The sequence below is a fragment of the Bradyrhizobium sp. HKCCYLRH2060 genome (assembly GCF_051168135.1).
GTDB lineage: Bacteria > Pseudomonadota > Alphaproteobacteria > Rhizobiales > Xanthobacteraceae > Bradyrhizobium.
Genome location: NZ_JBNPUK010000024.1, coordinates 21,807 through 47,056, shown reverse-complemented (window position 1 = coordinate 47,056; position 25,250 = coordinate 21,807). Strand labels below are relative to the sequence as shown.

At 67.2% G+C, this 25,250-nt stretch carries 20 protein-coding genes; 12 read left to right on the top strand and 8 right to left on the bottom strand.

All coding sequences use genetic code 11. From position 1 onward, the window contains the following. Position 1 precedes the first annotated feature (1 nt). Together ACQR10_RS30945 and ggt are read left to right on the top strand one after the other, a co-directional pair. A complete protein-coding gene (locus ACQR10_RS30945) occupies positions 2–1,501 on the top strand; it encodes an amidase (protein WP_434912190.1) in 1,500 nt (499 codons plus the stop codon). A gap of 21 nt (positions 1,502–1,522) precedes the next feature. After that, positions 1,523–3,145, top strand: coding sequence for a gamma-glutamyltransferase (ggt, locus tag ACQR10_RS30940; RefSeq protein ID WP_434839053.1), 1,623 nt, complete (start codon positions 1,523–1,525; stop codon positions 3,143–3,145). 200 nt (positions 3,146–3,345) lie between these two features. Here the strand turns inward: ggt and ACQR10_RS30935 are convergent, their stop codons facing one another. Together ACQR10_RS30935 and ACQR10_RS30930 are read right to left on the bottom strand one after the other, a co-directional pair. Then, a complete protein-coding gene (locus ACQR10_RS30935; RefSeq protein ID WP_315804989.1) occupies positions 3,346–4,926 on the bottom strand; it encodes an endonuclease/exonuclease/phosphatase family protein in 1,581 nt (526 codons plus the stop codon). Between the two features lie 24 nt (positions 4,927–4,950). Beyond that, positions 4,951–5,688, bottom strand: a complete 738-nt coding sequence (locus ACQR10_RS30930; RefSeq protein WP_434912189.1) for a hypothetical protein — start codon at positions 5,686–5,688, stop codon at positions 4,951–4,953. A 171-nt stretch (positions 5,689–5,859) separates the two neighbouring features. Between ACQR10_RS30930 and ACQR10_RS30925 the strand changes: the two genes are divergently transcribed. From ACQR10_RS30925 to ACQR10_RS30915, 3 genes are all read left to right on the top strand, one after another. After that, complete coding sequence (locus tag ACQR10_RS30925) at positions 5,860–6,507, top strand: hypothetical protein (protein ID WP_316239066.1); 648 nt, start codon at positions 5,860–5,862, stop codon at positions 6,505–6,507. Between the two features lie 216 nt (positions 6,508–6,723). Continuing rightward, positions 6,724–7,062 (top strand): hypothetical protein, encoded by a 339-nt coding sequence (locus ACQR10_RS30920; RefSeq protein ID WP_315804986.1) that lies wholly within the window; start codon positions 6,724–6,726, stop codon positions 7,060–7,062. A gap of 69 nt (positions 7,063–7,131) precedes the next feature. Beyond that, positions 7,132–7,587, top strand: coding sequence for an RbsD/FucU family protein (locus ACQR10_RS30915; RefSeq protein ID WP_434839057.1), 456 nt, complete (start codon positions 7,132–7,134; stop codon positions 7,585–7,587). A gap of 271 nt (positions 7,588–7,858) precedes the next feature. Here the strand turns inward: ACQR10_RS30915 and ACQR10_RS30910 are convergent, their stop codons facing one another. Next, the gene (locus tag ACQR10_RS30910) at positions 7,859–8,236 is read right to left on the bottom strand and encodes a hypothetical protein (RefSeq protein WP_315804984.1); all 378 of its coding nucleotides are present in this window, start codon (positions 8,234–8,236) and stop codon (positions 7,859–7,861) included. Positions 8,237–8,652: 416 nt separating this feature from the next. Between ACQR10_RS30910 and ACQR10_RS30905 the strand changes: the two genes are divergently transcribed. Beyond that, positions 8,653–8,805 carry a hypothetical protein gene (locus ACQR10_RS30905; RefSeq protein ID WP_315804983.1) on the top strand — a complete coding sequence of 51 codons (153 nt, stop codon included), beginning with the start codon at positions 8,653–8,655 and terminating at the stop codon, positions 8,803–8,805. Positions 8,806–9,030: 225 nt separating this feature from the next. On the opposite strand, the gene ACQR10_RS30900 is transcribed toward ACQR10_RS30905, so the two are convergent. Together ACQR10_RS30900 and ACQR10_RS30895 are read right to left on the bottom strand one after the other, a co-directional pair. Further along, a complete protein-coding gene (locus ACQR10_RS30900; RefSeq protein ID WP_434885219.1) occupies positions 9,031–9,714 on the bottom strand; it encodes a GNAT family N-acetyltransferase in 684 nt (227 codons plus the stop codon). Between the two features lie 631 nt (positions 9,715–10,345). Next, positions 10,346–11,551, bottom strand: a complete 1,206-nt coding sequence (locus ACQR10_RS30895; RefSeq protein WP_434912188.1) for a M20/M25/M40 family metallo-hydrolase — start codon at positions 11,549–11,551, stop codon at positions 10,346–10,348. A 143-nt stretch (positions 11,552–11,694) separates the two neighbouring features. On the opposite strand from ACQR10_RS30895, the gene ACQR10_RS30890 reads away from it, so the two are divergent. The 4 genes from ACQR10_RS30890 to ACQR10_RS30875 all read left to right on the top strand — a co-directional run bounded on the left by ACQR10_RS30890 (position 11,695) and on the right by ACQR10_RS30875 (position 15,114). Further along, positions 11,695–12,453, top strand: coding sequence for an SDR family oxidoreductase (locus ACQR10_RS30890; RefSeq protein WP_434912187.1), 759 nt, complete (start codon positions 11,695–11,697; stop codon positions 12,451–12,453). Next, a complete protein-coding gene (locus ACQR10_RS30885) occupies positions 12,450–13,358 on the top strand; it encodes a sigma-70 family RNA polymerase sigma factor (protein ID WP_434899173.1) in 909 nt (302 codons plus the stop codon). Before ACQR10_RS30890 ends, ACQR10_RS30885 begins: the two co-directional genes overlap by 4 nt. A gap of 81 nt (positions 13,359–13,439) precedes the next feature. Continuing rightward, positions 13,440–14,006: a cytochrome b gene (locus ACQR10_RS30880; RefSeq protein WP_315804979.1), complete on the top strand. Its 567-nt coding sequence runs from the start codon at positions 13,440–13,442 to the stop codon at positions 14,004–14,006. A 202-nt stretch (positions 14,007–14,208) separates the two neighbouring features. After that, entirely contained in the window at positions 14,209–15,114 is a 906-nt protein-coding gene (locus ACQR10_RS30875) for an HlyD family efflux transporter periplasmic adaptor subunit (RefSeq protein WP_316218611.1), read from the top strand. An 87-nt stretch (positions 15,115–15,201) separates the two neighbouring features. Here ACQR10_RS30875 and recQ read toward each other — a convergent pair whose 3' ends face one another. After that, a complete protein-coding gene (gene recQ / locus ACQR10_RS30870; RefSeq protein WP_316218612.1) occupies positions 15,202–17,007 on the bottom strand; it encodes a DNA helicase RecQ in 1,806 nt (601 codons plus the stop codon). 225 nt (positions 17,008–17,232) lie between these two features. Here recQ and ACQR10_RS30865 point away from each other — a divergent pair, with 225 nt between their 5' ends. Then, positions 17,233–17,880, top strand: coding sequence for a ParA family protein (locus ACQR10_RS30865; RefSeq protein WP_316218613.1), 648 nt, complete (start codon positions 17,233–17,235; stop codon positions 17,878–17,880). After that, complete coding sequence (locus ACQR10_RS30860; protein WP_315804975.1) at positions 17,877–18,458, top strand: hypothetical protein; 582 nt, start codon at positions 17,877–17,879, stop codon at positions 18,456–18,458. Before ACQR10_RS30865 ends, ACQR10_RS30860 begins: the two co-directional genes overlap by 4 nt. Positions 18,459–18,461: 3 nt before the next feature. Here the strand turns inward: ACQR10_RS30860 and ACQR10_RS30855 are convergent, their stop codons facing one another. Next, positions 18,462–19,685 (bottom strand): trans-sulfuration enzyme family protein, encoded by a 1,224-nt coding sequence (locus ACQR10_RS30855; RefSeq protein ID WP_316218615.1) that lies wholly within the window; start codon positions 19,683–19,685, stop codon positions 18,462–18,464. Continuing rightward, a complete protein-coding gene (locus ACQR10_RS30850; RefSeq protein WP_316218616.1) occupies positions 19,678–25,239 on the bottom strand; it encodes a type I polyketide synthase in 5,562 nt (1,853 codons plus the stop codon). Before ACQR10_RS30850 ends, ACQR10_RS30855 begins: the two co-directional genes overlap by 8 nt. Positions 25,240–25,250: the final 11 nt, after the last annotated feature.

Below are 25,250 nucleotides of genomic sequence, written 5' to 3'. Positions count from 1 at the left end.
CATGTCTGTGAACGGAATGCCGACCACCGCGACGGCTCCCGACGAGATCTGCTTTCTCAGCGCCACGGAGCAGCGCAAGCTGCTCGCCTCGCGGCGCATCAGCGCGCGCGAATTGCTGGACCTGCATCTCGATCGCGTGAAGCGCGTCAATCCATCCTGCAACGCCGTGGTCGCGCTGGATGAGGAGGGCGCGCGCCGTCAGGCCGTCGCCGCCGACGCGATAATGCCGCGTGGCGAGCAGGCCGGGCCGCTGCATGGCCTGCCGATGACGATCAAGGATTCCTTCGCCGTGTCGGGCATGGCCGCGACCTGCGGGCTCGAAGACTTGCGCGACCATCGCCCGCCGTCGGACGCCGTCGCCGTGGCGAAGATCCGCGCCGCCGGCGCCGTGATGTTCGGCAAGACCAACCTGCCGGCGGGAGCGGCGGACCACCAGTCCTGCAACACGCTGTTCGGCCTGACGCGCAATCCGTGGGACGGCGAGCGCACCGTCGGCGGCTCCTCCGGCGGTTCGGCCGCAGCGCTCGCAGCCGGCCTGACGTCGCTGGAGCTCGGCAGCGATATCGGCGGCTCGATCCGTGTGCCCGCGCATTTCTGCGGTGTCTATGGTCACAAGCCGAGCTACGGCCTCGTCAGCACCGAGGGCCACATTCCGCCACCGCCCGGCCATATCGCACCGGCTGAGCTCGGTGTCGCCGGTCCCTTGGCGCGCAGCGCCTTCGATCTCGAGCTGCTGTTCGACGTCGTCCAGGGCATGTCCGAGATCGAGGCTGCAGGGGCCGAGCTGCGGCTGCCGCGCGCACGGCATCAGGATCTCCGCGCCTTCCGCGTGGCGGTGTGGAGCGATGCAAAGTCCTATCCGCTCGACAATGGCTACGCGGCGGCGATCGACGCCTTCGTCGATGATCTCGTTCGCCTCGGCGTGACGGTCGACAGGGAGGCGCGTCCGCCGATCGATCCTGCTGCGAGCTACCAACTCTACCTGCAGACCTTGTTCGGCATCATCGGGGCCGGGCTGCCGCCGCCCGCCCGCGACGCGCTGCTCGCCGCGGGGGAGCAGGCGGAGCAGGGCAGCTACGCGCGCCGCGTCGCCGACGCGGTCAGCCAATCCTTGCCGCAGCATCTCGCCGCGGCGGAGCAGCGCCATCAGCTCTATCGCGCCTGGCGTCGCTTCTTCGCCGACTACGACGTGCTGATCTGTCCGGTGACGCCCACGGTGGCGTTCCCGCACGATGTCGAGCGGCTCGATCTCGCCGCGCAATTCACCCGTCGCCTGGCCGTGGATGGCGGCACAATTCCGTACATGGACAATCTGGCCTGGCCCGGATTGGTCACCGTCGCCAACCTGCCGGCCACGGCCATTCCGACCGGCCGCAAGGTCGGCAGCGTCCCCGCCGGGGTGCAGGTCGTGGGACCGTATCTCGGCGATCGCACCACGCTGAAGTTTGCCCAATTGGTCGAGCAGGCCCTGGGCGGCTTCGCCCGGCCACCCGGCCTCTGATTGGCTGTCAAAGGATCTGTCATGGACATCAGCACCGGTCGGCCGGTTACGCTTGCGCCCCGCGGAATGGTGACTTCGCCGCATGCGCTCGCTTCGAGCGCGGGGGTCGACATCCTGCGCGCCGGCGGCTCCGCGGTCGATGCCGCGATCGCGACCAGCGCCGTGCTGTCGGTGGTCTATCCGCACATGACGGGCCTCGGCGGTGACGCCTTCTGGCTGATCCATGACGGCCGCAGCGGAGCGGTCAAATTCCTGAACGGCGGCGGCAAGGCAGCCGGATCGGCCTCGCTGCCGGCGTTGCGCGAGAGAGGGATCAGCGAGATCCCGCTGCGCGGCATCATCCCGGCCACGCTGACGGTGCCGGGCGCGGTTGCCAGCTGGACCGAGGCGCATCGCGCCTTCGGCTGCCTGCCGCTCGCCAAGGTGCTCGAGAACGCCATCGCCTACGCGCAGGATGGCTTTCCCGTCACAGCCCGGCTGGCGAGCTTCATCGAGCTGATGCGTGACGAGCTTTGTCGCCAGCCGGAGGCGGCCGCGCTGTTCATGCCCGGAGGCGCAATCCCCGCGGCGGGCGCGAGGCTCGCAAATCCGGATCTCGCCCGGACGCTGCGCGCTGTCGCGGACGCGGGCTGGGCCGGCTTCTATGGCGGGCCGGTGGCCGACGAGCTGACGCGCGTCTCGCGCGAGGCGGGAGGCTTTTTTGGCGACAGCGATCTGGCACGGCAGCGGGCGGGCTGGGGCACGCCGCTCGTCGGCCGCTACCGCGGCGTCGAGATCTACAACACGCCGCCGCCGACCCAGGGCTTCTCGGTGCTCGAGATGCTCAATCTGCTCGAGCCTCACGGACTGCACGAGAAGGATCTGCTCGGTCCCGACCGCGTGCATCTGATGGTCCAGGCCAAGCAGATCGCCTATCACGACCGCGACCGCGTGCTCGCCGACCCCGCCTTCGTCGATGTGCCGGATCAGGAGCTCATTTCCAGAGCCTATGCGGACAGCCGCGCCGGACTGATCGATCCTCGTCGCGCGCTGCGCTGGGATCAGATTCCCTCCTATGGCAGCCTGGCCGGCGACACCGTCTATGTCGCGGTGGTCGACGGCGACGGCAACGCGGTCTCGCTGATCCAGAGCCTGTACGGTGCGTTCGGATCCTGCCTGGTCGCCGGCCGCACCGGAATCGTGCTGCAGAATCGCAGCGCGTATTTCTCGCTCGAGCCCGACCATCCCAATCGGCTCGAGCCGGGCAAGATCCCCTTGCACACGTTGATCGCCTCGATCGCCAAGCGCGATGGCCGGCTGTGGAGCGTGCTCGGCTGCATGGGCGCGGACGGGCAGCCGCAGATCCAGCTCCAGCTGTATTCGGCGATGATCGATCACGGCCTCGACATCCAGGAGGCCATCGAGCTGCCGCGCTTCCTCTCCGGCCGCTTCGGACTCGGCGAGGCCCGGGATACGCTTCACATGGAAGGCCGCTTCCCGGAGGAGACGGTCAGCGAGCTGGCGCGGCGCGGGCACATCATCAACCGCTGGGGCGCATGGAACGAGATGGCCGGCCACGCCCACGGCATTACGCGCGACCCGCAGAGTGGCATTCTGGCCGGAGGTTCAGATCCACGGAGCGACGGTGCGGCCCACGGTTGGTAGTTCGGCGCGGACGTCGGATGGGGGCGCGACCGCTGTAGCGTGGCCTGCCGTTTACCAGGTCGAGTGCGAAGACGCCTCAACTTGGCTTCCCGCCGTCGAGCGCTGCGCATCGACGATGAGCGACCCATTCAGTGAATTGGAGCCTCTTGCCGCGCTTCTTGAACACCCAGTGCGCTAGTGCCTTGGGTTAGTGCCTTGGGTTAGTGCCTTGGGCTGGCGAACAAAGTCGTCTCCAATCCAATGTGGTCCGAGAGATAGTCCTGCGGGCCGGGGGTGACGACCCAGCGAATGCGTGACTTGAAAGCGCGCCGGCGCACACGCGAGACGTCGAGATTGAAGCCGTGAAATGCAGTCGCACGTTCCATGAACAGGTAGTCGATCCTGGATCCGGTGGGATTCGCGTCGTCCGGCTGCATGTCGTCGCAGTAGTAATCGACATCGTCCGACATCGTTGGCGTGGCAAGGGCCGGATCGTAGGCTTGCCGATATGCCTCGCTGGCGCGATAGACCTTACAGTTGGTATTGAAGTCGTTGTAGATCGGCTCGTCGCCCTCGCCGTGACGGTCGGTCAAACCATCGCTTTTCATCGTATCGAACGGGACGGTCCACAGGTCATAAAAGCCGGCCTGCTCCATCGCCGCGACCAGATTGTGGTATTCGTCGGTGTCCGCGCCGATGTTGAAATCTCCGGCGACAATGGCCACGTTGGATGGAAGGTGCGTCGCCTTGATGAAGGCAATCAACTCGTCAATCTGCCTGCGCCTGACGTCGATCTTCTCCGCGTCGGTCGGGCCGGGCGACAGAAGGCCGCCGTCGCCGGCATAAACATGCGTCGAATATAGCTCGATCGCACCAAAGCCAACCGGGATACGCGTGAGCTGCACCCCCTTGTTCGCCCATTTGTCGGAATCGAACATGTAGCTCATCTCGCATCCGCCGGGCATGACTCGCGACACGCCGTCCGCGGCATAGACATGCCCACCGCCATTCTCGATCGTCCGCGTCGGGCTGAGTACGAGAATCCCACTCTGCAGCTGCTTGTAGGCGAGGGAGCCGGTCGGTCCCTCGACATGCTGCGCGGTGCCATGTGCCAGGATCTTATCCCTCGTATCCTGGTCCCAAGCCTCGACCAGCGATACGAGGTCGTAGGCGAACACCCTCCGGCCGATTTCGTCGGCGCGCTCGGGGATAACCGGCTTCTCCATGGCGCTCACTTCGAACACGCCAAGTACCGGCGCGACCATCTGCATCAGCAGCTCGAATACGACCTCCTCCGGGATCGAGAAGAGGCTTATCAGCCAGTCGAGGTCGGAACTGAGATGTTCGATGATGTATCCGCCGAGCGAGAGGCAGTCGCCCACCAGCTTGCAGGCATCGTTCAGCGGGTTGACGGAAACGCCGCAGACTTCCACGATCGGTGGGAAGATGCGGTCGCAGACATCTCCGATGTCGGCCCCGACCATCTCCAGTGCCTTGCCGATGAACTCGGCCGACGAGACCCCGAGACAAGCCGCGAAGTGGCCCACTCCCCCGGCAGCGGCGACGATCTCCTTCAGTCCGATCTTCGCGCGCAGGCACCAGATGTTGTAGTGCAAAAATGAAATTCGTGTCGTGGAGGGGCCCGACAGGCGCCAAGCTGCGTCGGCGAACGAAGCCGTCGGCAGGGTCGTTCCCGGTGCCGCTCCGGGGTAGCGCAGCCTGGACAAGAGGCTGTGCAGCGATTGCGGCGGGTGAAGTGCGTCGGCCTGCTGCGCGAGCTGATTGAACGACGTGGTGGGCATGCGCGCGTCCTCCTGACTGGTGAATCAGCTTGCCTGGAAGCGGTAGGCGAGCGTCGGCCAGGACAGCCAGCGTTCCGGCGCCCGTCTGACCTCCTGTTCGATCTTCTGGTTCACCCAGGCAGCGAGATCCTCCGGCTGCTTGCCGGCGGTGGGCAGTGTCGCCACCACCTCCACACGGTTGTCCCTGGGCGCTATCAGCGCCAGCGTGTAGCCGTTGCGGATCGCAAGCCTCAGAATGGCGGCCGGGGTCTTGGCGGGGCGCCCGAAGAATGGGCTGCGGATGAACTCGGTGCCCGGATGAATGTTGTCCATCATCGCGAACACGTTGCGGCCTTCGCGCATGTACGCGGCGAGCGCCGACGCACCGCCTTCGGCCCGGAAGTTCAGTGTGGTGCCTGCGTCCTTCAGCTCGGAGAGCCAGGGAGCATCATTCGATACCAGAACGACCACATGCTTTTTTTCCGCAGTGCCGAGCAGGCTCGCGAGCTCCGGGAAGTACCATCCGACAATCAGCAGCTTCTCCGATGCCGGCAGGTTCAGATCGATCTGCCGCGTCTTCCATGCACTTAGATTGCTCATGGCCTCGAGCCAGGCCCGCTGATGAGCCGAGCTGAAATCGGCGCGGGCGCGAGGATGGGGGGCGGCGAGCAGCTTGCCTGCCCAGGCAAAGGCATGGTCTGCGCAGGCCGGAACCGACCTCTCGACAGCGTCGACCTTCAATCCGTGAATGCCGCTCAGGACGGTGTGCAGATCATTGGGCATTTCAAGACCCCGCCAGTTCGCATGTTCTGAGCGCGGCCTGTCGCGCGCCAGAACATCCTACTTGATAGCTAACGGTCGCAGGCGCCAGCCGATGGAGCGTTGACGTGAATCAACCCGCGGCGGCCGAGTTGACGATATTTTAAGCTACATCTTCAACGGGAGGCGGCGAACATGACGAGCGACATCAAACTCACCGACACGTCGGTCATCCTGGAAGGATCAACGACTGTGCTGCAGAGCGGCAACGTCAGGATTCCCGTCGACGCGCAGGGCTATCCCGGCATGCTCAGAATCGAGTTTGACGGTGCGGAGGCCCACGCGGGGCGTCTCTTGTTGGCTCCGGCCTGGCTGGGGCGAGCGATGATGGTATGCAACGTCGAGACGGTGCAGCTCCAGAGCCCGAAAGTGCCCCCGGCGGCGCGCGCGGCGCTCTCGCACTCCCAGGCAGACGAGCTTGTTCTCAACGATGGCAAGCATTACGCGGGGGGCGTTTCGATTCACGGTGCTGCGAAACTCGAAGACATGACCGTTAAAGGCGCCGCGCGGTTCGAGAAAACCGTTGCCGCTCCAGACGGAATTGTGGCCGGTGGCGTTACGATCGCAGTCCCCGCAACGCCTGCACTGCAACCGGGTCCAGTTGCGAGCTCCCACACCAGCATGGAGATCAACTCGTCGACCATTCGTGTGACCACGACCCATGTCGGGATGATCGGGCATCAACCCGCGCCGGACGTCCTCGACCTGGTCGCGGAGATCCGCAGCCTTCGCGACCGGGTGGCCGCGCTGGAGAAGAAGGCCGGGGTTCCCGTGCCGGCCTAGCCTCGAGAGCCTCCTCGCGTTGGTCGCGCCGTGGCAAAGCCAAATGTCATGTGTTGGCGTGATCCAACACCGTACCATGTCGGATGATCGCGAACTTCATCAAGGTCGATTCCTCACGGCTGCAAACCATCTCTTGGAATGTCCAGTCAATGGCCGTACGTTGGTGGGCGGGACGGAATTAGCCCAAAGCAAACACCGTGGAGAACAGTTGGTCTGATGGATGAGGACGACCCGAGCGATCAAATCTCCCTCATCGAGCGGCGGATCGAACAGCTTGCCGAAATGGCCGAGCGGTGTCGAAAGATCATCCTGGCCTCGAAGATCGTCATATCCGGCGGCGCCGCATTGCTGCTCGGGGCGGTACTGGGCCTGCTCGGGTCCAATGCGGTCGTCGTCCTCGGGGCGATTGCCGCGGTGCTCGGCGGCATCGTTTCGCTCGGATCGAACGTGAGCACCTTGCGACAGACCATGGCGGCGATGGCTGCCGCTGAAACGCTGCGCGCGGACCTGATTGGCAGCATCGATCTTCGGCTGGTCGGCGAGGGGCGAGCGTAGCCCGAAATGCGATGGCTGCGGTCGCAACTACCGACATGGTCCGTCCATGAAAACTGACAGGGAGACCACATGCTCAAGGGGATCGATCCGCTGCTCAATGCCGACGTGCTCTACGCGCTCAGAGCGATGGGGCATGGCGACCGTCTCGTGATCTGCGACACCAACTTTCCGGCGGATGCGATCGCGCGGCAGACCGTCTTCGGCGAGTTGCTGCGCATCGACAATGTGAGTGCGGCCAGGGCCGTCCAGGCGGTGCTGTCGGTTCTTCCGCTCGACACCTTCATCGAAGATGCCGCCATCCGGATGGAGGTCGTCGGCAAGCCGGAGGAGGTGGCGCCGGTGCAGCAGGAGGTCCAGGCGGTGACCAACAGCGCCGAAGGCAGGCCGTGGCCGCTGGTCGGCGTCGAGCGCTACGCATTCTATGAAATGGCCAAGAGCGCCTACTGCGTGATCGCGACCGGCGAGCGCCGGTTCTACGGCTGCTTCATCTTCAGCAAGGGCGTCATCCCGCTGGATGGCGCATAGCGATCACGATGCGGGCCGGCGCGCCGCATCTGGGCAGGGGTGTGCATGCCAGTAGGTCGCGATCGGTCATCCGCCTCGCGTTCGACGCGTCGCGCCCGCCGCGGCTCAATGGGCGCCAGGGGAAGCGACCCGGCGAGAGGTCGGTCTTGCATGTCGCTGCGCTCATGGCGGCTACGGGACTGGTCACGACGGCATAAAAGGGAGTCCAGCGCCGGGCGAGCGCCACGAGACCTCGCCCGGTGCCGCGCCGAGGTTTCAATCAGAAGCGGCCTCAGCGGCAATTCCAGGTCGTGCCCTGCGCGCAGACCGCGTTCGGGCTGTCGCCGCCATAGACCTGATAGGGGTATTCGCCCTTGCGGTAGTAGCCATAGGCGTGGGGGTTCACGCCATAGTAGGCGGGAGCCTCGTAATAGGCCGGGCCGCCATAGACCGGACCATCGTAGTAATCATAGGCGTCGCGGCTTGCGGCGATCGCAAGACCGGTGCCGATGGCTCCGGCCGCCAGCGCCGCGCCGACGGCAGCGCCACCACCGCCGTGCCAGCGCCCATTCCGCGCATCGGCACTGGTCGGGGTCAAGGCGCCGATCGCGAGCGCAGTCAATGAAGCGATTGCGGCCGTGCGGCCGAGCAGAGATTTCTTGGTCGACATGTCAGGCCTCCAGTGAAGTGCGCCGTGATCGGCGGATGTCTTGAGGTGTCCGGCTCTGCCGAGAACTGTTGACGACTGTCAGAAGCGGGGCATGCCGGTAGACGGATGATCAGTTGCCGTGCTGGATCCGACTTCGCTTCAGGTGCCAGCGGCGCTCCCAAAGTGAATGTCAGGGTCCACCGCATTAGAACCGCTGCTGCCCTTTGGAGTTCCGGGTCGCCGACCGAACTTGTGCGCGTCGTCGAATCGCCGTGGAGGTGGGTCTGTCGGCGGATTGACTTCCTGGAACCTCGGCGTTACGTCTCCGGCGTCAGCAGGAGCCACTGATCGACCGTCTCGCAAGGGCCGCCGAAGCGGCTCGAGAGGTGGACGGGTGGATATCCGCGAGCCTGCATCGCAGCCTGGATGGGACGCGCGTGGTGAACTACGCGCAAAGCGTGGATCAAGACGCCGCAGCGCGCGTCATCGAGCACCTCATGGCGCGCGGCCTGATCCAGGGCAACAACGCTTTCGGCCAGGCCGACCCTGGCCTCTACGAAGTCGTCTCGACGCTCGAGCGAAAGAGCTGACGACCCGACCACGAGCGCTCGTCCATGAACAGATGCGCGTTTAGATGAGCTTGCGCGACACGTGCGATGGGCTTGCCGGGGCACCGGCCCGCTTGCCTGCGCCGTGAGGATGAAGCGACGGGTCGCCGCAACACCGGCGGCCCCCACGCAAAGCATGCGTTGACGGCCGAAATACCGTGCGCAAGACAACTGATCGATCGCTCAGCGCCAACGTGCTCCATCCGCTCACCGACCGTCCTGCATGAGCTTTTCGAAGCGGAAGAAGTCGCCGTCGTCAGGCATGCCTTGCAGCGGCGGCTGGTGCGGCAGCGGGTTGTAGGCGTTGTAGTACTCGACGATCTTAAAGCCGCATTTGTTGACATAGAAATGAATGTTGCGCTTCTCGAAATAGGGCGTGAACGTCTGCCACACCTTGGTGTCCGGATAGCGCGCCTCGATCGCGTGCCAGGCCCTTTGCCCGATGCCGCGGCCATGCTGCCGGATCGAGATGTAGAACAGATCGAGCGAATTGTGATGCGAGATTGGATCGATGGTCAGGACGGCGCCGCCGACGGGTGTGCCGTCCAACAGGATTTGATATGTCACGGCGCCCGCCGCGTTGACTGACTGTTCGATGTCGTCGTCGGAGGGGATCGATTGGTCCGGGACCGAGCCGACCTCGTCCATCACGGCGGCCGAGAAGGCCTCCCGCAATTCTTTCTTGAAGCCCTGCAGATTCCGGTTGTCCGCGATCTCGAGTGTCACGCGGCTCTCGCCGATGTCATGAGTCAAAGGCTCTCCTCGCTCCAAAAGCTGCCTATGCGACCTGCGCCACGTGATGTGAACGTCATCAAGCTTACCGCCGTCTGACATGGGCCGAACGGAATCGTCTGGTCGCGCCAGGCGCAAGCGCAGTGTGCCCGCCGGCACGCGCGCGGATCCGGCCGATGTGCACGACGGGCAATCCTCGCATGCCCTCCATGCGCCAACTGGCCGTCGTGCCAGTTTGTCGCGGACTTCTCCCTTGTCACGTCGGGCAAATCACCTCCACATTTCCGGACATCCCGGCTCGCTGAAGAGGGACGTTTCGCGATCGTCACGAGCGTCGAGCCGGAAGATGCGATGGGCGTGTTGCTCCGCAGCCTGGTGTCACAGCCGAGCCGACGAACGGAGCGACGCGACGGCGAAATCGTGTGGTCCTGGCATCGCGGTGCTGATGCCAAGCCGGCGGTGATGATCCGCAGGCGACGGGGGCAAGACAGCCGTTCCCCGGGGAGAGCTCGTATAAGCTGTCAAACCGTCGCGCAGGGAAGGCCGGATATTGGGCTGAACCTGTGGTTCTGCCGCGTGCTTCTTGTTGCACGCGGACCGCGGGTATCAGCCGATACCCGGTCTTCCCTGCGCCTCTTCTTCGTAGGAGAGGTCAGCTCCATGCAAAACTCGGGCGTACGCCGCCGCGAGATCGCTCGGCCTTGTCTGCAGATCGATCGCCCGAAGGAGGGAAGTGGTGGTGACGATGTCCCGCGCCGGCGTTGCGCAGGCTTCCTGCATCGGCGTCGTGTCAGCCCATCGTCGCGAGCCGCAGCGCCAGCGCGCAGGCGCGGTCGTATTCGTCGAGGTTGATCCATTCGTCTGTCGTGTGCGGCTCGTTCTGGCCGGTGCCGAAGGTCACGGTCGGGATGCCGTGGCGGACCATCCAGTTGGCGTCGAGGCCGCCATTGCCGGCGCGCAAGGTCGGCGTGGCGCCGATGTCGGCGACGGCCGCGGTGGCGCGCTTGACGACGGGCAGGGTCTCCTTCATCCGGAACGGATGATAGTCGGTCTCGGCCTTGAACTTGACGCGGCCGGACTTGCCCTCGCTGTTGGTGACCTGCTTGGCCGCCTTCTCGAAAGCCGTCTTGTAGGCCTTGGTGATCTCGCGGATGAATTTGGCATCGTGGCTGCGGCATTCGCCGCGGACGTGGACGTAGTCGGTCACGACGTTGGTGGCGTCGCCCGCGGGGCGGCCTTCGCCGCCGGTGACCGGGCCGACATTGCTGGTGCCAAGCCTCGCGGCCTTGCCCTTGCCCTTCACCACCTTGCCGAACCAGCCGCCGGCTTTGACGTCGGCGAGCGCGAGCGCCAGGATCATGGTGGCGCTGATGCCGCGCTCAGGCGCGACGCCGGCATGCGAGGCGCGTCCGAAGATCTCGACCTCCCAGCAGTCGGCACCGACAGCCCCGATCGTGACGGCGGAGGCGGAGCTGCCGTCGAAGTTGAACGCCATCTCGGGCCCGCCGAGGTCGTCGGTGTTGACGTGCCGCGCGCCATAGAGCCCGCTCTCCTCGCGCACGCAGAACAGCAGGGTGATCGGCGGATGATCGAGCCTCTCGCGGATCAGCTCGGCCGCGAGGGTGACGAGAATGCCGCAGCCGCAGCGATTGTCGCCGCCGAGCGCGGTCCTGGCCTGATTGACGATCTTGCGGCCGGAGATCTTCGGCTGCGCGCCGGCGCACAGCGGCACGGTGTCCATGTGGGTCATGAACATAACGCGCGGCTGGTTGTGCATCGTGCCGCGGCCGGGCAGCTCGACGATCAGGTTGCCGGTCTCGGTCGGCAGCGGAATCCGGGTGTTGGCATCATCGAGCCGCATCGCCTTGGCCGGGACCCCCGCCTGCTTCAGCGCCGCCATGATCTCGCGCCCGATCGCCTTTTCCTGTCCGGTCACGCCCTGCACGGCGAGAAAACGCATCAGACGATCGGTGGCGGCGGCGGTGTCGACGGACATGAAGCGATTCCCATGATGAACGATGTGTCCGGAGCATCCAGCCGGGCGGCCGGTTGCGCAAGAGGGCTCGCATTGGTTTCGCCGCCTGACTCTTTTCCGATGCCTCGATCGTCTTCATGTCATCTCGACATTGGAGCATCATCATGAGCCTGAAAGACAAGACGATCGTCGTCACCGGCGGAAGCCGCGGCCTTGGCCTGGGAGTCGTGGAGGCCCTCGTCGATCGCGGCGCCAAGGTGACCGTCGTCGCGCGCGGAACCGGCGCGTTGAATGCCGTCGCCGCCCGCCTCGGCGTGGCCACGATCGCGGCCGACGTCACCGACGAGGCCGCCGCGCATCGCATCGTCGGCGATATCCGCCCCGACATCCTGGTCTTGAACGCCGGAACGACGCCGCACATGGACCGGCTGGATCGGCTGACCTGGAGGGATTTCTCGGTTGCCTGGGACACGGACGTCAAGGCGGGCTTGTACTGGATCCAGGCGGCGCTCAAGCTCCCCCTGAAACCAGGAAGCCGCGTCCTGGTCGGATCGAGCGGCGCGGCGGTGGGCGGTTCACAGATGTCAGGCGGCTATGGCGGCGCCAAGCGCATGCTCTGGTTCATGGCGAAATACGCCAACGGCGTGTCGCAGGACGACAGGCTCGGCATCCGCTTCCAGGCGATCGTGCCGCGCATGATGATCCTCGGCACGGGAGTGGGGGATACGGCCGCGGGCGCCTATGCGGGCGCGATGGGCATCACGCCGGAAGCGTTCGTTGCCCGTTTCGGCGCGCCGATGCCGCCGCGCGCGTTCGGCGACCGCGTCGTCTCCGTGCTGGAGGACCAGCGCTTCGCCGATGGTGTCGTGTTCGGTCTGAACGGCGACGACGGCGTGACGGTGATGGAAGGAGCGGCAGCTTGAGTGACGGCGGACATGCTTCGCCCGGCGTGCGCAGCGCCGAGCTCGTGGCCCTGGCAGAGCAGCTGCGGCCGGAGCTGCATCGCTATTGCGCGCGCCTGATGGGCTCGGTGATCGACGGCGAGGACGTCGTGCAGGACACACTGACAAAAGCGCTCGTCGCGGTGAACGAGATGCGCGACGTCGCGATGCTGCGCGCCTGGCTGTTCCGGGTCGCGCACAACCGGGCGCTCGACTTGCTGCGCAGCCGTGTGATCCGGGCTGCCGAACCGATGGAGGCGGCCGACGGCGTCGCCGACGACACCGTGCCCGATGCCATGGAGATGATGATGCGCGAGGAGGCGGTGCGGACCGCGGTGTCGCGCTTCGCGGAGCTTCCGATCCCTCAGCGCAGCGTCCTGGTTCTGAAGGACGTGCTCGACGAGCCGCTCGCCGACATCGCGGCGCTGCTCGGCCTGACGGTGGACTCGGTGAAGGCGCATCTCGCCCGCGCCCGGGCGCGGCTCTCCGAGATCAACGCTCTGGCCGAGGCACGGCCGGCGGCGAGACCCGCCTCCGATGCGGTGACACGCTATGTCAGCCTGTTCAACCGGCGTGATTGGGACGGCCTGCGTGCGCTGCTGGCGCACGACGTCAAACTGCACCAGTCCACTCATCCCGTCCGTGTCGGCTCGGCCGATGTCGGGATGTTCTTCAGCATCTATGCCGGGATGGACGGCGTCTGGCTGGCGCCGGCCCGGCTGGAGGGCCGGGAAGTGATCGCCGTGTTCGAACGCCCGGGCGATCCGCAGCCCAGCTACTTCATGTGGCTGAGCTGGCGCGACGGCAAGATCAGCTTCATCCGCGACTACCGCTACGTCCGCTATGTCATGGCCGATGCAGAGCTGGCACTCGTCCCGCCGGTCTGAGCACCCAGACCTGCAAGGGCTTGATCCACATCAACGAGGGACGGTCGCGCCAGGAGCATCTTTTGCTAACAGAGGTCTGAGATGCAGCTCTTCAACTCGACGAGGGACTACGGCGCGATTCCGCAGACGCTGCATTGGCTGACGGTCGTTCTCGTGGCCGTCGCCTGGGCGCTTGGGGTGTTCGGTGACGTGCTGCCCAAGGGCGCGCCGCGCGAGTCCGGCCTGCTCGTCCATGTGACGGCCGGGATCGCGATCCTCATGCTTCTGGTGGTGCGCCTGGCTTGGCGGCTGGCCGACCCATCTCCGCCGCCGGAAGCGACCGAATTCGCCACATGGATGGGAAAGTGGCAGGATCCGGCCGCGCGTTTCGCGCACTACGTTCTCTATGCGCTGCTCTTTGCCGTGCCCGTCATTGGCATCGTGTTGCAGTTTGCGCGCGGTGAGTCCTTGCCGCTGTTTGGCATCGCCGAGATCGCGTCGCCCTGGCCCAAGGATCGCGCGTTTGCTCACAACGTCAAGGAAGTGCATGAAATTCTCGCCCACACCCTTGTCATCGTGGCCGCAATGCATGCGGCCGCTGCGCTGATCCATCACTGGATCTTCCGGGACCGGACGCTGCTTCGCATGCTGCCTCACTCGGACGATTAGGGAAGGCGACACGCCTGTCGGAAATCGTGGATTGCGCCGGTCGCTTCCGCCGCGGCCGTCACCGCCGTCTCGTGTCGAGCTGTGAGGTGGCGTCGCGGTGCCGTCGATGCGGGCATTGTTTCGAGAAATTGAAGACCCAATTCGGTCCAGGCGCCATTATCAACCGGCCTGCGAGCCGCCACATCGGCGTCACGAGCATCCGGTGGGCGCGACCCTCACGTCACGAGGACGGCGCCGAGGCAGCAAACGCGCCCGATGCCGTGGTCGTGAGGAGCGAACGGTGGACGGACAGCAAGCGCCGGGCGGATCCCGGCCGGGCATTGTGCATAAGGAGCGTTCGCCGGCGGACCCGCGCGCCACACCCAGGGGGGCCGCTGGACGTGCGCTGTGGCCGCTCGCCGGGCTCGGCCTGATGATCGGAATGCTCGTCGCGCTGCCATGGATGGTCGAATATGTGACCGTCGGCCAGTATCTCGTCCACACCGATGACGCCTATGTCAGGATGAACGAAGTCCCGGTCAGGTCGGCGGTGTCCGGCCGGGTCAGGGACCTGCTCGTGACCGACAATCAGGAGATCGTTGCGGGACAGGTTCTGGCACGGATCGAGCACCGGGACGAGCGCGCCGCGACGGTCGCGCTGAACGACGTCATCGCTCCCGTCGCCGGCGTCGTGGCCGCAAGCGGTCTCCATGTCGGGGACGTCGTGACGGCAGATCGGTCGTTGATGGCCGTGGTCACGCCGGGCGAGCCCGATATCATCGCTGCCCTCGCGGTCTCCGAGATCACCTATGTCGCGATCGGACAGGCGGTCACGATCGACGTGCCGGGCCTGCCTTCCATCCGGCTGTATGGACATGTTGCGGATGCCGAACTGATCGGCGCAGCGTCCGGCTCGCCGGACAACGAAGACCGGATCGCGCTGAAGATCCGCCTGCCGAGGGCGGCGATGCCCACCGGATTGAGATCAGGCATGGCGGTCGGTGCGACGATCCTGACTGGCCTGACCGGGACGGAGCGGATGGTTTCGCAGATCCTGCGGGAGAGGGCGCAGAAGAGCTGTCGCTGCGAGCAGGATCTCCAACCCGCGTCGATGCAGCGGCGCATCTGACCATGACCATCCCTGCGCAACCTCGAATGCCGCCGTGAACTTGGTAGAGAGGAACCTTGCGCGCGCCCAGCGAACGTTCCGCCGGTCTCAATCGCCCGCATCATGCGCGTTGATGACCGCCACGAAGGCCTCGCCGTAGCGCGCGAGCTTGACCGTGCCGGCGCCGGGGATGCTGGCGAGCTCCGCGACGGAGCGTGGATGGCGGGCCGCCATCTCGGCCAGCGTCTTGTCGTGGAAGATGACGTAGGGCGGGACGTTCTGCGCCCTGGCGAGCTCCATCCGCCGCACGCGCAGCTTGTCGAACAGCTCGCGGTCGATGTCGGGAAACGCCGTCGCGGTCTGGCGCTCCCGGACCTTGCGGTCGCGCTTCGCCTTCTTCAGCACGCGCAGGCTGAGCTGCGGCCTGTCGCGCAGGAACTGGCGGCCTTCGGGCGAGATCGACAGGCCGCCATGGCCGGCGACGTCGACGCTGATCAGGCCGTGGGCGACGAGCTGGCGGACGATCGAGCGCCAGGCGTTGCGATCGTGCTCCTTGCCGATGCCGAAGGTCGAGAGCTTGTCATGGCCGAGCCGCTCGATGCGCTCGTCGCTCTCGCCGAGCAGCACCGCGACGACATGCGCCTGGCCGAAGCGCTCTCCGGTGCGGTGGATGCAGGACAGGAGCTTCTGCGCGGCGATGGTGCCGTCGAAGGTCTCCGGCGGATCGAGGCAGATATCGCAATTGCCGCACGGCGCGCAATCGTCGCCGAAATAGCGCAGCAGCACCTGGCGGCGGCACTGGCAGGTCTCGGCGAAGCCGAGCAGCGCATCGAGCTTGCGGCGCTCGGTGCGCTTGCGCGCATCGGGCGCGTCGGACTCGTCGATGAAGCGGCGGCGCAGCGCGATGTCCTCCGCCCCGTACAGCATCAGAGTCTCGGAGGGCAGGCCGTCGCGCCCGGCGCGGCCGGTCTCCTGATAGTAGGCCTCGATGCTGGAGGGCAGGTCGGCATGAACAACGAAGCGCACGTCGGGCTTGTCGATGCCCATGCCGAAGGCGATGGTGGCAACCATGATCAGGCCCTGCTCGAGCTGGAAGCGGCGCTGATTCTTCTCCCGCGCCTTCATCTCCATGCCGGCATGATAGGGCAGCGCCGGGAAGCCGTGATCGCTGAGCGAGGCCGCGACCTCCTCGGTCTTGCGCTTCGACAGACAATAGACGATACCGCTCTCGCCCTCGCGCGATTTGAGGAAGGCCAGCATCTGCTGCATGCTGTTGACCTTCTCGGCCGCGCCATAGCGGATGTTCGGCCGGTCGAAGCCGGCGATGAAGCTGTTGCCGTCGCCGATGGCGAGATGCTCGACGATCTCGGCGCGGGTCGGCGCATCGGCCGTGGCGGTGAGCGCGATGCGCGGTATGGTGGGGAACAGCCCGGCGAGGCAGTCGAGGGCGCGGTATTCGGGCCGGAAGTCATGGCCCCATTGCGAAACGCAATGCGCCTCGTCGATCGCGATCAGCGACAATTGCGCGGTTTTGAGGCGCTCGAGGTTCTCGGGCTTGAGCAGCGTCTCCGGCGCCATGTAGAGCAGGTCGAGCTCGCCGCGCTCGATGTCCTGCCACAGCAGATCCTTCTCCGCGCCCCAGAGCCGCGAGTTGAGCGCCGCGGCCTTCACGCCGGCCTGCCGGAGCGCCGCGACCTGGTCCTCCATCAGCGCGATCAGCGGCGAGATGATCAGCCCGAGGCCGGGACGCGCCAGCGCCGGAATCTGGTAGCACAACGATTTGCCGCCGCCGGTCGGCATCAGCACGAAGGCGTTATGGCCGGCGATCACGTGCTCGACGATGTCGCGCTGCCGTCCGCGGAAACTGTCATAGCCGAACACGGTCTTGAGGATCGAGAGCGGATCGGCGGCCATGGCAACGCACTTCTTCGACGGACAGAGGGACTGGATAAGTCCCGTCGCAGCCCGCCGCCGTCAAGCGAAAGCTGCCCGCTGGCGCGCATTTCGGCCAGGCGATGTATGGGGCGGGGGACAGCGGCAGGGGGCGCGTTGGACAAGCCGAGGAGTTATGGCAGAATCGACTTGCATCGCATTATGCTCCTATCCTGATACGCGCATGGGCTCCCGGGGTGAGCTGACATGACCAATCGGATCATCACGCTGGCCACGCTGAAGGGTGGGAGCGGCAAGAGTACGGTCGCGACCTGCCTGGCGGTGCATTGGCACCTCGCCGGGCGCAGGGTGGTGCTGGTCGATGCCGATCCGCAGCGATCGGTGGTGCGGCTCGCCGAGCGGGAGCGTGCGCTCGCCGGCCTGCGCGTCGTCCAGGATGCCACCGAAGGCGTCTGGCGCACCGCCAAGGAGCTCGCAAAATCGGCGCTGGTGATCATCGACACACCGGGGTTCCGCACGCCCTCGACGCTCGGCGCCTTGGCCGCTGCCGATCTCGTGATCGTTCCGGTGAAGCCGTCGCCGCTGGATGTCGATGCCATGCTCGACACGCTTGCGATCCTGGTCAACGGCATCAGGGGCTGGCGGCCGCTGTTCCGTTGCCTGCTGACGCAGACGACGCGGGAGTCGGTGATCGCCAAGCACATTCGCGTGGAGATCATGAAGGCCGGTTTTCCGCTGCTCGACAGCGAGATGCAGAACCGCGTCGCCTATCCCGAGGCGGCGCTGTATGGCGCCACGCCGGATCTGATCGACGAGGGCGGGCGCGCGGCGCAGGACATCGCGGCGATCGCCGACGAGATCGATCGTCTGTTCCTCCACGAGGCCGCGGCATGAGCCGCAAGCTGCCGAAGGCGGTCGGCCGGACCATGGGGGAGATGCGCGGCACCGGCGCTGCTGATGGCGACGACGCGCAGGTCGCCGAGGGCAAGAGCGTGAAGGCCAAGGCGGCGCCTGCGGATGCCGGTTCGGACCCGGTCGACGAGGTGATCGCGCCGGCGCTGGTGCCCGGCGTGTCGTCGGCGGTCGTGCCGTCGCACCGGCAGCGCGGCCAGCTGATCGTCGAGCGCTATGCCGCCTATGCCGCCGCGGGTGGGCTGATCCCGATTCCCTTCGCCGGCCCCGTCGGGGTCGGGCTGATCGTGCTGCATATGCTGAAGAAGCTCGCCGAGGAGTACAGCGTGCCGTTCCAATACGATCAGGCGCGCCCGATCGTCGCCAGCCTGATGGCGGCTGCGGCGCCTGTGGTCGCGGGCGGCCTGACCACGGCGGCGCTGAGTCGTGTGGTGCCCGGCGCCAACCTGTACGGGATCGCGGTGTTCTCGCTGACGGCGATGACCACCACGCGCGTGCTCGGCGGCATCTTCCTCGATCATTTCGAGCAGGGCGGCAGCCTTGCCGACCTCGGCGCGTGACCGCTACGCGTCTCCATCGAGTGCGCGCGACCAGTCGGCGATCAGATCGGCAGCCTCCTCGAGGCCGGTCGAGAGCCGCACCCAGAATTCATCCGCCGGCTGTTTGGCGAACTGCCGCGGCGGCGGCTCCAGGATCGGCAGCACGAGGCTCTCGGCGCCGCCCCAGCCGAAGCCGAGCCGGCTCAGAGCGAGGCGGTTGATGGCGGCGATGACGTCGTCGCGGGCCTCGGCGGCGAAGGCGATCGTCAGCAGTCCGGCTGCGCTCCTGCAGTCGCGCCGCCACAGCTCGTGCCCCGGCGCGCCAGGCAGTGCCGGGCACAGCACGCGGCGCACGTCCGCGCGTGCGGCGAACCAGCGGCCGAGCTCGATCGTGGTGCGTAGCTGGCGCTCGCCGCGCAATGGCAGGCTGCGCAGGCCGCGCAACGCCAGATACGACTCCAGCGCGCCGGGTACGTGCCCGAGCTGCACGGCGATGTCCTTGAGCCGCGCGGCATGGCGGTGCGAGGTGACGAGGGCGCCGAGCATCAGGTCGGCATGGCCCGCCGCCTGCTTGCCGAGCGACACCACGACCACGTCGACACCGTGCTCGAACGGCCGGAACGCGCCGAACGCGCCCCAGCTGTTGTCGAGAATGGTGATGACGCCGTGCGATCGCGCCGCGGCCGCGATGGCAGGCACGTCCTGCATTTCCAGCGACAACGAGCCCGGCGATTCCATATAGACCGCGCAAGTCCCTGGTCGCAGCAGCCGGGCGATGTCTACCCCGACGGCGGGATCGTAGAACTCGATCTCGACGCCGAGGCCGCGCAGTACGGTCTCGCAGAACCGGCGGGTGCTCGAAGCGACGGTGTCGGCGACGAGGAGATGCTGGCCGGCGCGGGCGAAGGCGATCAGGGCCGCGGTCACCGCGGCGCTGCCGCTCGACACCAGGATGGCGCGTTCGCCGAGCTCGAGCTGGGCGACCGCCGTCTCGATCCTGCTGACGGCGGGCGTGCCCATGCCGCCATAGAAGAACACGTCGAACGGATTGGCCTCGGCCTCGTGCAGGGTCTCGACAGTGTCGAAGAACACCGTCGAGGCCGGCTGGATCGCGGGCTGCGGAGTCTGCCGCTCTGCGGTTGCTTGAACGGCACGGGTGGACAGATGGAGCTGTGGTCCGCAAGGCTGATCCGGCATCCCGGTCCCGGTCCGCGACGGGCTCAGTCTGATGGCATTGTTGTCAGTCACGGCCGGTGCCCTCCGCAGCGAGCATGTCGATCAGCGCATCGAGTTCGTCCTCCGACAGGGCATCGAGCTCGCCGTCGGACAGGATTGGCGTGTCGCCTGCCGGAACGGGCTCGGCGGAAGGCGCATCCGCCCGCATCGTTTCGAGATGCGATGCGAGCAGCCGCGGTGTCGGATGGTCGAAGATCACGGTGGCCGGCAGGCGGATGCCGGTGCGGCCCTGCAGGCGGTTGCGCAGGTCGAGGCCGCTCAGGGAGTCCAGGCCAAGCTCCGCGAAGCGCCGGTCGGGATCGATGCCATCGCCTGCATCACGCCCGAGCGACCGGGCGAGATCGGCCAGGACCCTGGCAAGCAGCGTCTCATCCGAAGGACGTGGCTCCGCGATCTCCGTCCGAGCCTTTGCTGGAACGTGCCGCTCGCGGCCGGCACGCAGCTCCGCGAGTTGAGGCGCCGCCGGGCGGCGCTCCAGGAAGCGATCGACATCGAGCGGCACCACGCCGATCTGCGCCGGATTGGCTTTCAGGATGCGCCAGAGCGCGTCGAGACCTTGCGCGGTGCGGATCCCGCCGATGCCGAGGCGCTGCAGATTGCCTTGATGGTCGTGTCCGGCCACGACGCCGGTCTCCGACCAGGCGCCCCAGTTGATGCCGATTGCGGCAAGCCCACGCGCACGCCGATGGGCGGCCAGCGCATCGAGCCAGGCATTGGCGGCAGCATGGCTGGCCTGTCCGGCCGAGCCGAGCAGCGATGCGGCGGAGGAGAACAGTACGAAGCAGCCGAGGTCATGCTGCGCAAACAGCCGATGCAGCACCAACGCGCCGGCCACTTTGGGATCGAACGCCAGGGCCAGCCGCCCCGGCGACTGTTCAGTCAACAGCGCATCGTCGAGCACGCCGGCCGCGTGAAACACGCCGCGGATGGGGACGTCGGCGGGCAATGAAGAGAGCACCGACTGCATTGCATGCTCGCTCGCGACGTCGGCCACCAGCGCATGGATCTGGATTCCCGCGGCGCTCCAGCCTGCGAGACGCCGCGCAATGGTCTCATCGGGCGGGCGGCGACCAAGCAGCGCGATGTTGCGCGCGCCCTTCGCGATCAGCGCTTCCGCGAGCGCCAGGCCAAGACCGCCATAGCCGCCGGTGATCAGTTGGATGCCGTCGAACGAAAGTGTGGCGGGCGAACCCTCGGTCCGCTTCGGCGGGGGCGCAATCCGCGGCACGAAACGGCGCCCGTTGCGGACCGCCTGAAGCGTTTCGCCCTCGTCGCAATCGAGCGCGGCCAGCAGATCGGCGCTGGTCGTGCTGGCGTCGATATCGATCAGTCGTGCGGCCAGATTCGGCAGCTCGAGCGCTGCCACTTTCATCAGCCCCGGCAGCGAGGCTGCGACCAGACCATCGACCTGGTCGCCCGGTGATGCAGCGATCGCACCGCGGGTCAGGATGCTGACGCGCGCGGGCGAGGACAGGCTTGCAGCAAGCTGCAAGGTGGCGAGACTGCGCGCCGTCGTGTCGAGGATCGCCGCGCGCATGGTTTCGACTGCGACGTCGGGAGCGCCGGCCGCATCCAGCGCCGTGCAGTCGACAACGTGAACGCGGCCCGTCGCTTCGGCCGCACGGCGATGCAGCTCGGGTGGTTGCAGCAGGCTGCATTGCGCGCCGGCTTCGGCCAGCACCTGCGCCAGCCGTGCCGCCTCACCTCCCTCGTCGGCCACGAGAAGCCATTCGCTTTCGGCAACGACATGGCCGGCGCGCGCGAGGATGACGGTCTGACCGAACGGCTCTGCGCCAAGCAGCGGTGAGATCTCGTCGAAGCCGTGTCGTGTGAGCATCCGGCCCCAGCCGGCGATGTCGAGCAAAGCATGGCCGGTCTTGCGCCGGTCGTCATCGAAGCGCCACCAGCCGTCGGTCATGCCGAAGGTCAGATCGAGCCAGCGCTGCGGCGTCACCGCTTCGACGAGCACCAGCAGACCGCCAGGCGCCAGCAATTGGCGCGCGTGGGCGAGCGTGACGGCAAGGTCTCGCGTCGCATGCAGCACGTTGGCGGCGACCACGATGTCGAAGCTTCGCAGCGTGAGACCCTGGCTCGCTGGCTCCGCTTCGATATCGAGACGCTTTGTCTCGATCTGCTCGCCGAAGCGGTCGCGTGCATCGGTCAGGAACACGGTGCCGATGTCGGTGAACACGTAGCGTGTGGCATCTCTGGGCAGCGCATCGAGCACGGCGGCCGTGGTCGCTCCGGTCCCGGCACCGATCTCCAGGACCTGGATCTGACCGGGGGCTGCCTGTTCGGCCCAGGACGCCAGCGCCTGCTTCAGCAGCGTGTTCATACAGCGCGTCGGCAACGGCTCAGAATAGAGCTCAGCGAGCTGGCGCGGATCGCCGGCGGGCGACAGCAATTCGAGCGGATCGAGCTTGCCGGTGAGCACCTCGTGCAGCCGGGGTCCGCAACGCGACAGCAGCCGCCACTCGGCGGCGATCGAGATGTCGGGCAAATTGGCGGGCGCGCGCGGCGGCAGCGGCCGGTCGGGCCGATCGACAAAGCCGGTGGATGTCGTGGCGATGAGGCCGGCCTCCGCCAACATCGACAGCATGCGCGCGAGCAGGGCGCGCTGGTTCGAAGCAATGCCGAAGCGCGCCGCGATCGTCTCCACCGAGCCGTCGAGCGCGAGGTGACGGCGCCAGCCGAGCGCATGGAGCGCGCCGGCGGCATAGCAAAGGCTGACCTCATCGAGCAGCCGTTGGCCGTCGCGATAGGCGACGTAGGCCGGCGTTGCCGCGAGACGTTCGCCTGTCGCGGCAACCGATGCCGCGATCTTGCGGACGGCGGGCCGGTGCAGCCGCTGCGCGCGCCAATGCTCGGCGATGAACCAGGCGTCGGGCGCGGCATCCGCGTGGGCCAGCCAGTCGGCCGGCATGGCGCGCGCTTCGAAGCCTTCGATCACGAGCCGCGTATCGCCCGTGTCCGAGAGCAGGCGCAGGTCGGCGGTGACGCTGTCGGCATCGCGGCGCGTCAGGCGCATGTGCCACCAGCCGGTCGCCTGGTCCGGACCACCCGTCCATCGCAGGCCGGCGCAACGCACCGGGACGATCGGCGCATTGTAGTCGTCGCCGAGCGCCGCGAGCAGCAATTGAAAGCCCGCATCGATCAAGCCAGGATGCAGCGGACCTGCTTCATCCGCGGTGAGATGATCGAGTGGCGCGCAGCGCGCCAGGGCCTGGTCTCGGCCGCGCCAGACCTGCTGCAGATGGCGAAAGCGCGGGCCGAGCGCGATCCCGAACCGGCGGGCGCGCGCATAGAGCGCGACGACATCGAGCGCGTCGGGGCAAGCGCCGCGGAGCGCAGCGAGATCGCTCGCGGGCGCAGCCCCGCTGACGTCCTGCAAGCGCGCTGTCAGGCACCGCCGCCATGCCGACTCATTAGCGGCACGGCCCATCAGTTTGAGCTGGCCGCCATCGGCATCGCCATCAGTGACGGCGATTTCCACCTCCACGTCAGCGCCACGCGGCAGCGTGAGGGGCTGTGGCAGCCTGATGTCGCTGAGGCTGCTGACGCCGAGGCGCATGGCCGCCTCGCGGGCGGCCGCAATCCATACGGCGCCGGCGACAACGATCGCGCCCTGCACCTCGTGATCGTCAAGCAGCGGCTGCAGCGAAGGGCCAAGCCGGAAATGAAACAAGGTCGCGTCGAGCGCGGCCGAGCGGACGAGAGCGCCGATCAGAGAGCGGGGCGTGCCGCTTGCGAGGTCGAACCAATAACGCTGCCGCTGGAACGCCGTGGTGGCGACATCGCGCTTGCGCCAGCTCTGCCGCGGCCAGAGCATCGACCAGTCGACGCTGCGGCCCGCGAGGAACGCCGCAGCGGCGGCGTGGCAGTCGGTCGTCCGTTCGGCCTCGCCGCTCAGGCTGCGAGCGACTGCGGAAGCCGCTTGCGAATTGGCGTCACCGCATGCAAAGGCGCGTAGCTGTCGCGCGAGCGCGCGGGGCTCGGATGCGATCGCCGTGAGGCGATGCGCGAACGCGCCGCGGCAGGTCGCGGCGGTCGCACAATAATCGCGGAGCTCGGCCGCCGGCAATCCGTCCAGCAGACCCGCGTGCTGCTCGGCCTGCTCGCGCAGCGCCGCGGCGGACTTTGCCGAGATCACCAGCAGCTCGTCGCCGCAAGGCGCCGGAATGGCCGGCACATCCGCGGGCACGGGCACCTCGATGACGAGATGGGCGTTGGTGCCGGAGAAGCCGAAGGCGCTGACGGCGGCGACGCGTCGGCCCGGCGGCAAGGGCGTCGGCTTGCGCGGCACTGCAAGCCGGTAGTGATCCCAGTCGATGTTCGGATTGGGTGTCTCGAAGTGCAGATGCGGCGGCACGATGCCGTTCCGCAGACTGAGAAGGGTCTTCATCAGCCCGGCAACGCCGGCCGCGGCTTCCAGATGCCCGAAATTGGTCTTCAGCGATCCAACAAGCAGCGGCTCGTTGCGCTCGGTGGCATAGACACGGCCGATCGCCCGCAGCTCGATGGGATCACCGAGCGGGGTGCCGGTGCCATGAGCCTCGACATAGGCGACGTCCGACGCAGCGAGGCCGGCGCGGCTGAGCGCTTCGCGCATGACGGCTTCCTGCGCCGCTCCGCTCGGCACGGTCAGGCCGCCGCTGGCGCCGTCCTGGTTGACGGCGCTGCCTCTGATGATGCCGAGGATGGTGTCGCCGTCGGCCTCGGCATCGGCGAGACGCTTCAGCACCACGACGCCGCAGCCCTCGCCACGGACATAGCCGTCGGCGCCGGCGTCGAAGGTGCGGCAGCGCCCGCGCGGCGACAGCATGTGCGCCTTGGAGAAGGCGATGCTTGGGACCGGGCTGAGGATCAACCCGACGCCGCCGGCGAGCGCAAGGCTGCATTCGTTCTGCTGCAGGCTGCGGCAGGCCTGGTGGATCGCGACCAGCGACGACGAGCAGGCCGTGTCGATGGTCATGCTCGGGCCGGTGAGGCCGAGGACGTAAGACAGGCGGCCGGCGGCCACGCTGAGCACCGTGCCGCTGACGTGATAGGGCCCGACCTTCTCGCGATCCTCGGGCGCCGCCTGCAGCGTTGCGTAGTCGAAAGTGCCGAGACCCACGAACACGCCGGCAGGGCTGCCGTAGAGCGCGGTCGGATCCTGGTTGGCGCGCTCCAGCGCCTCCCAGCTCACCTCAAGCAGCACACGCTGCTGCGGATCCATGGCATGGGCTTCGCGCGGCGCGATGTTGAAGAAGTCGGCATCGAAGCGATCGACGCCTGCGCAGAACGCGCCGTGGCGCGCGGTCATGTGCCCCGGCGTGGCGGGATCCGGATCGACGAGGCGAGCGTTGTCCCAGCGATCCCGGGGCGTCTCGGTCACTGCGTCACGTCCATTGGCGAGACTGTCCCACAGCTCCGCGGGCGTACCGGCGCCGGGCAGGCGGCAGGCCATGCCGACAATCGCGATCGGCGCCGGCGTCTTGAGGCGCGCGATCTCCGCCTCGAGGCGGCGGATCGTCAGCAGCGCCTGCTTGATGAGGGATGGGTCTCTGGGCTCTGGACTGCTCATGACCATCGCTA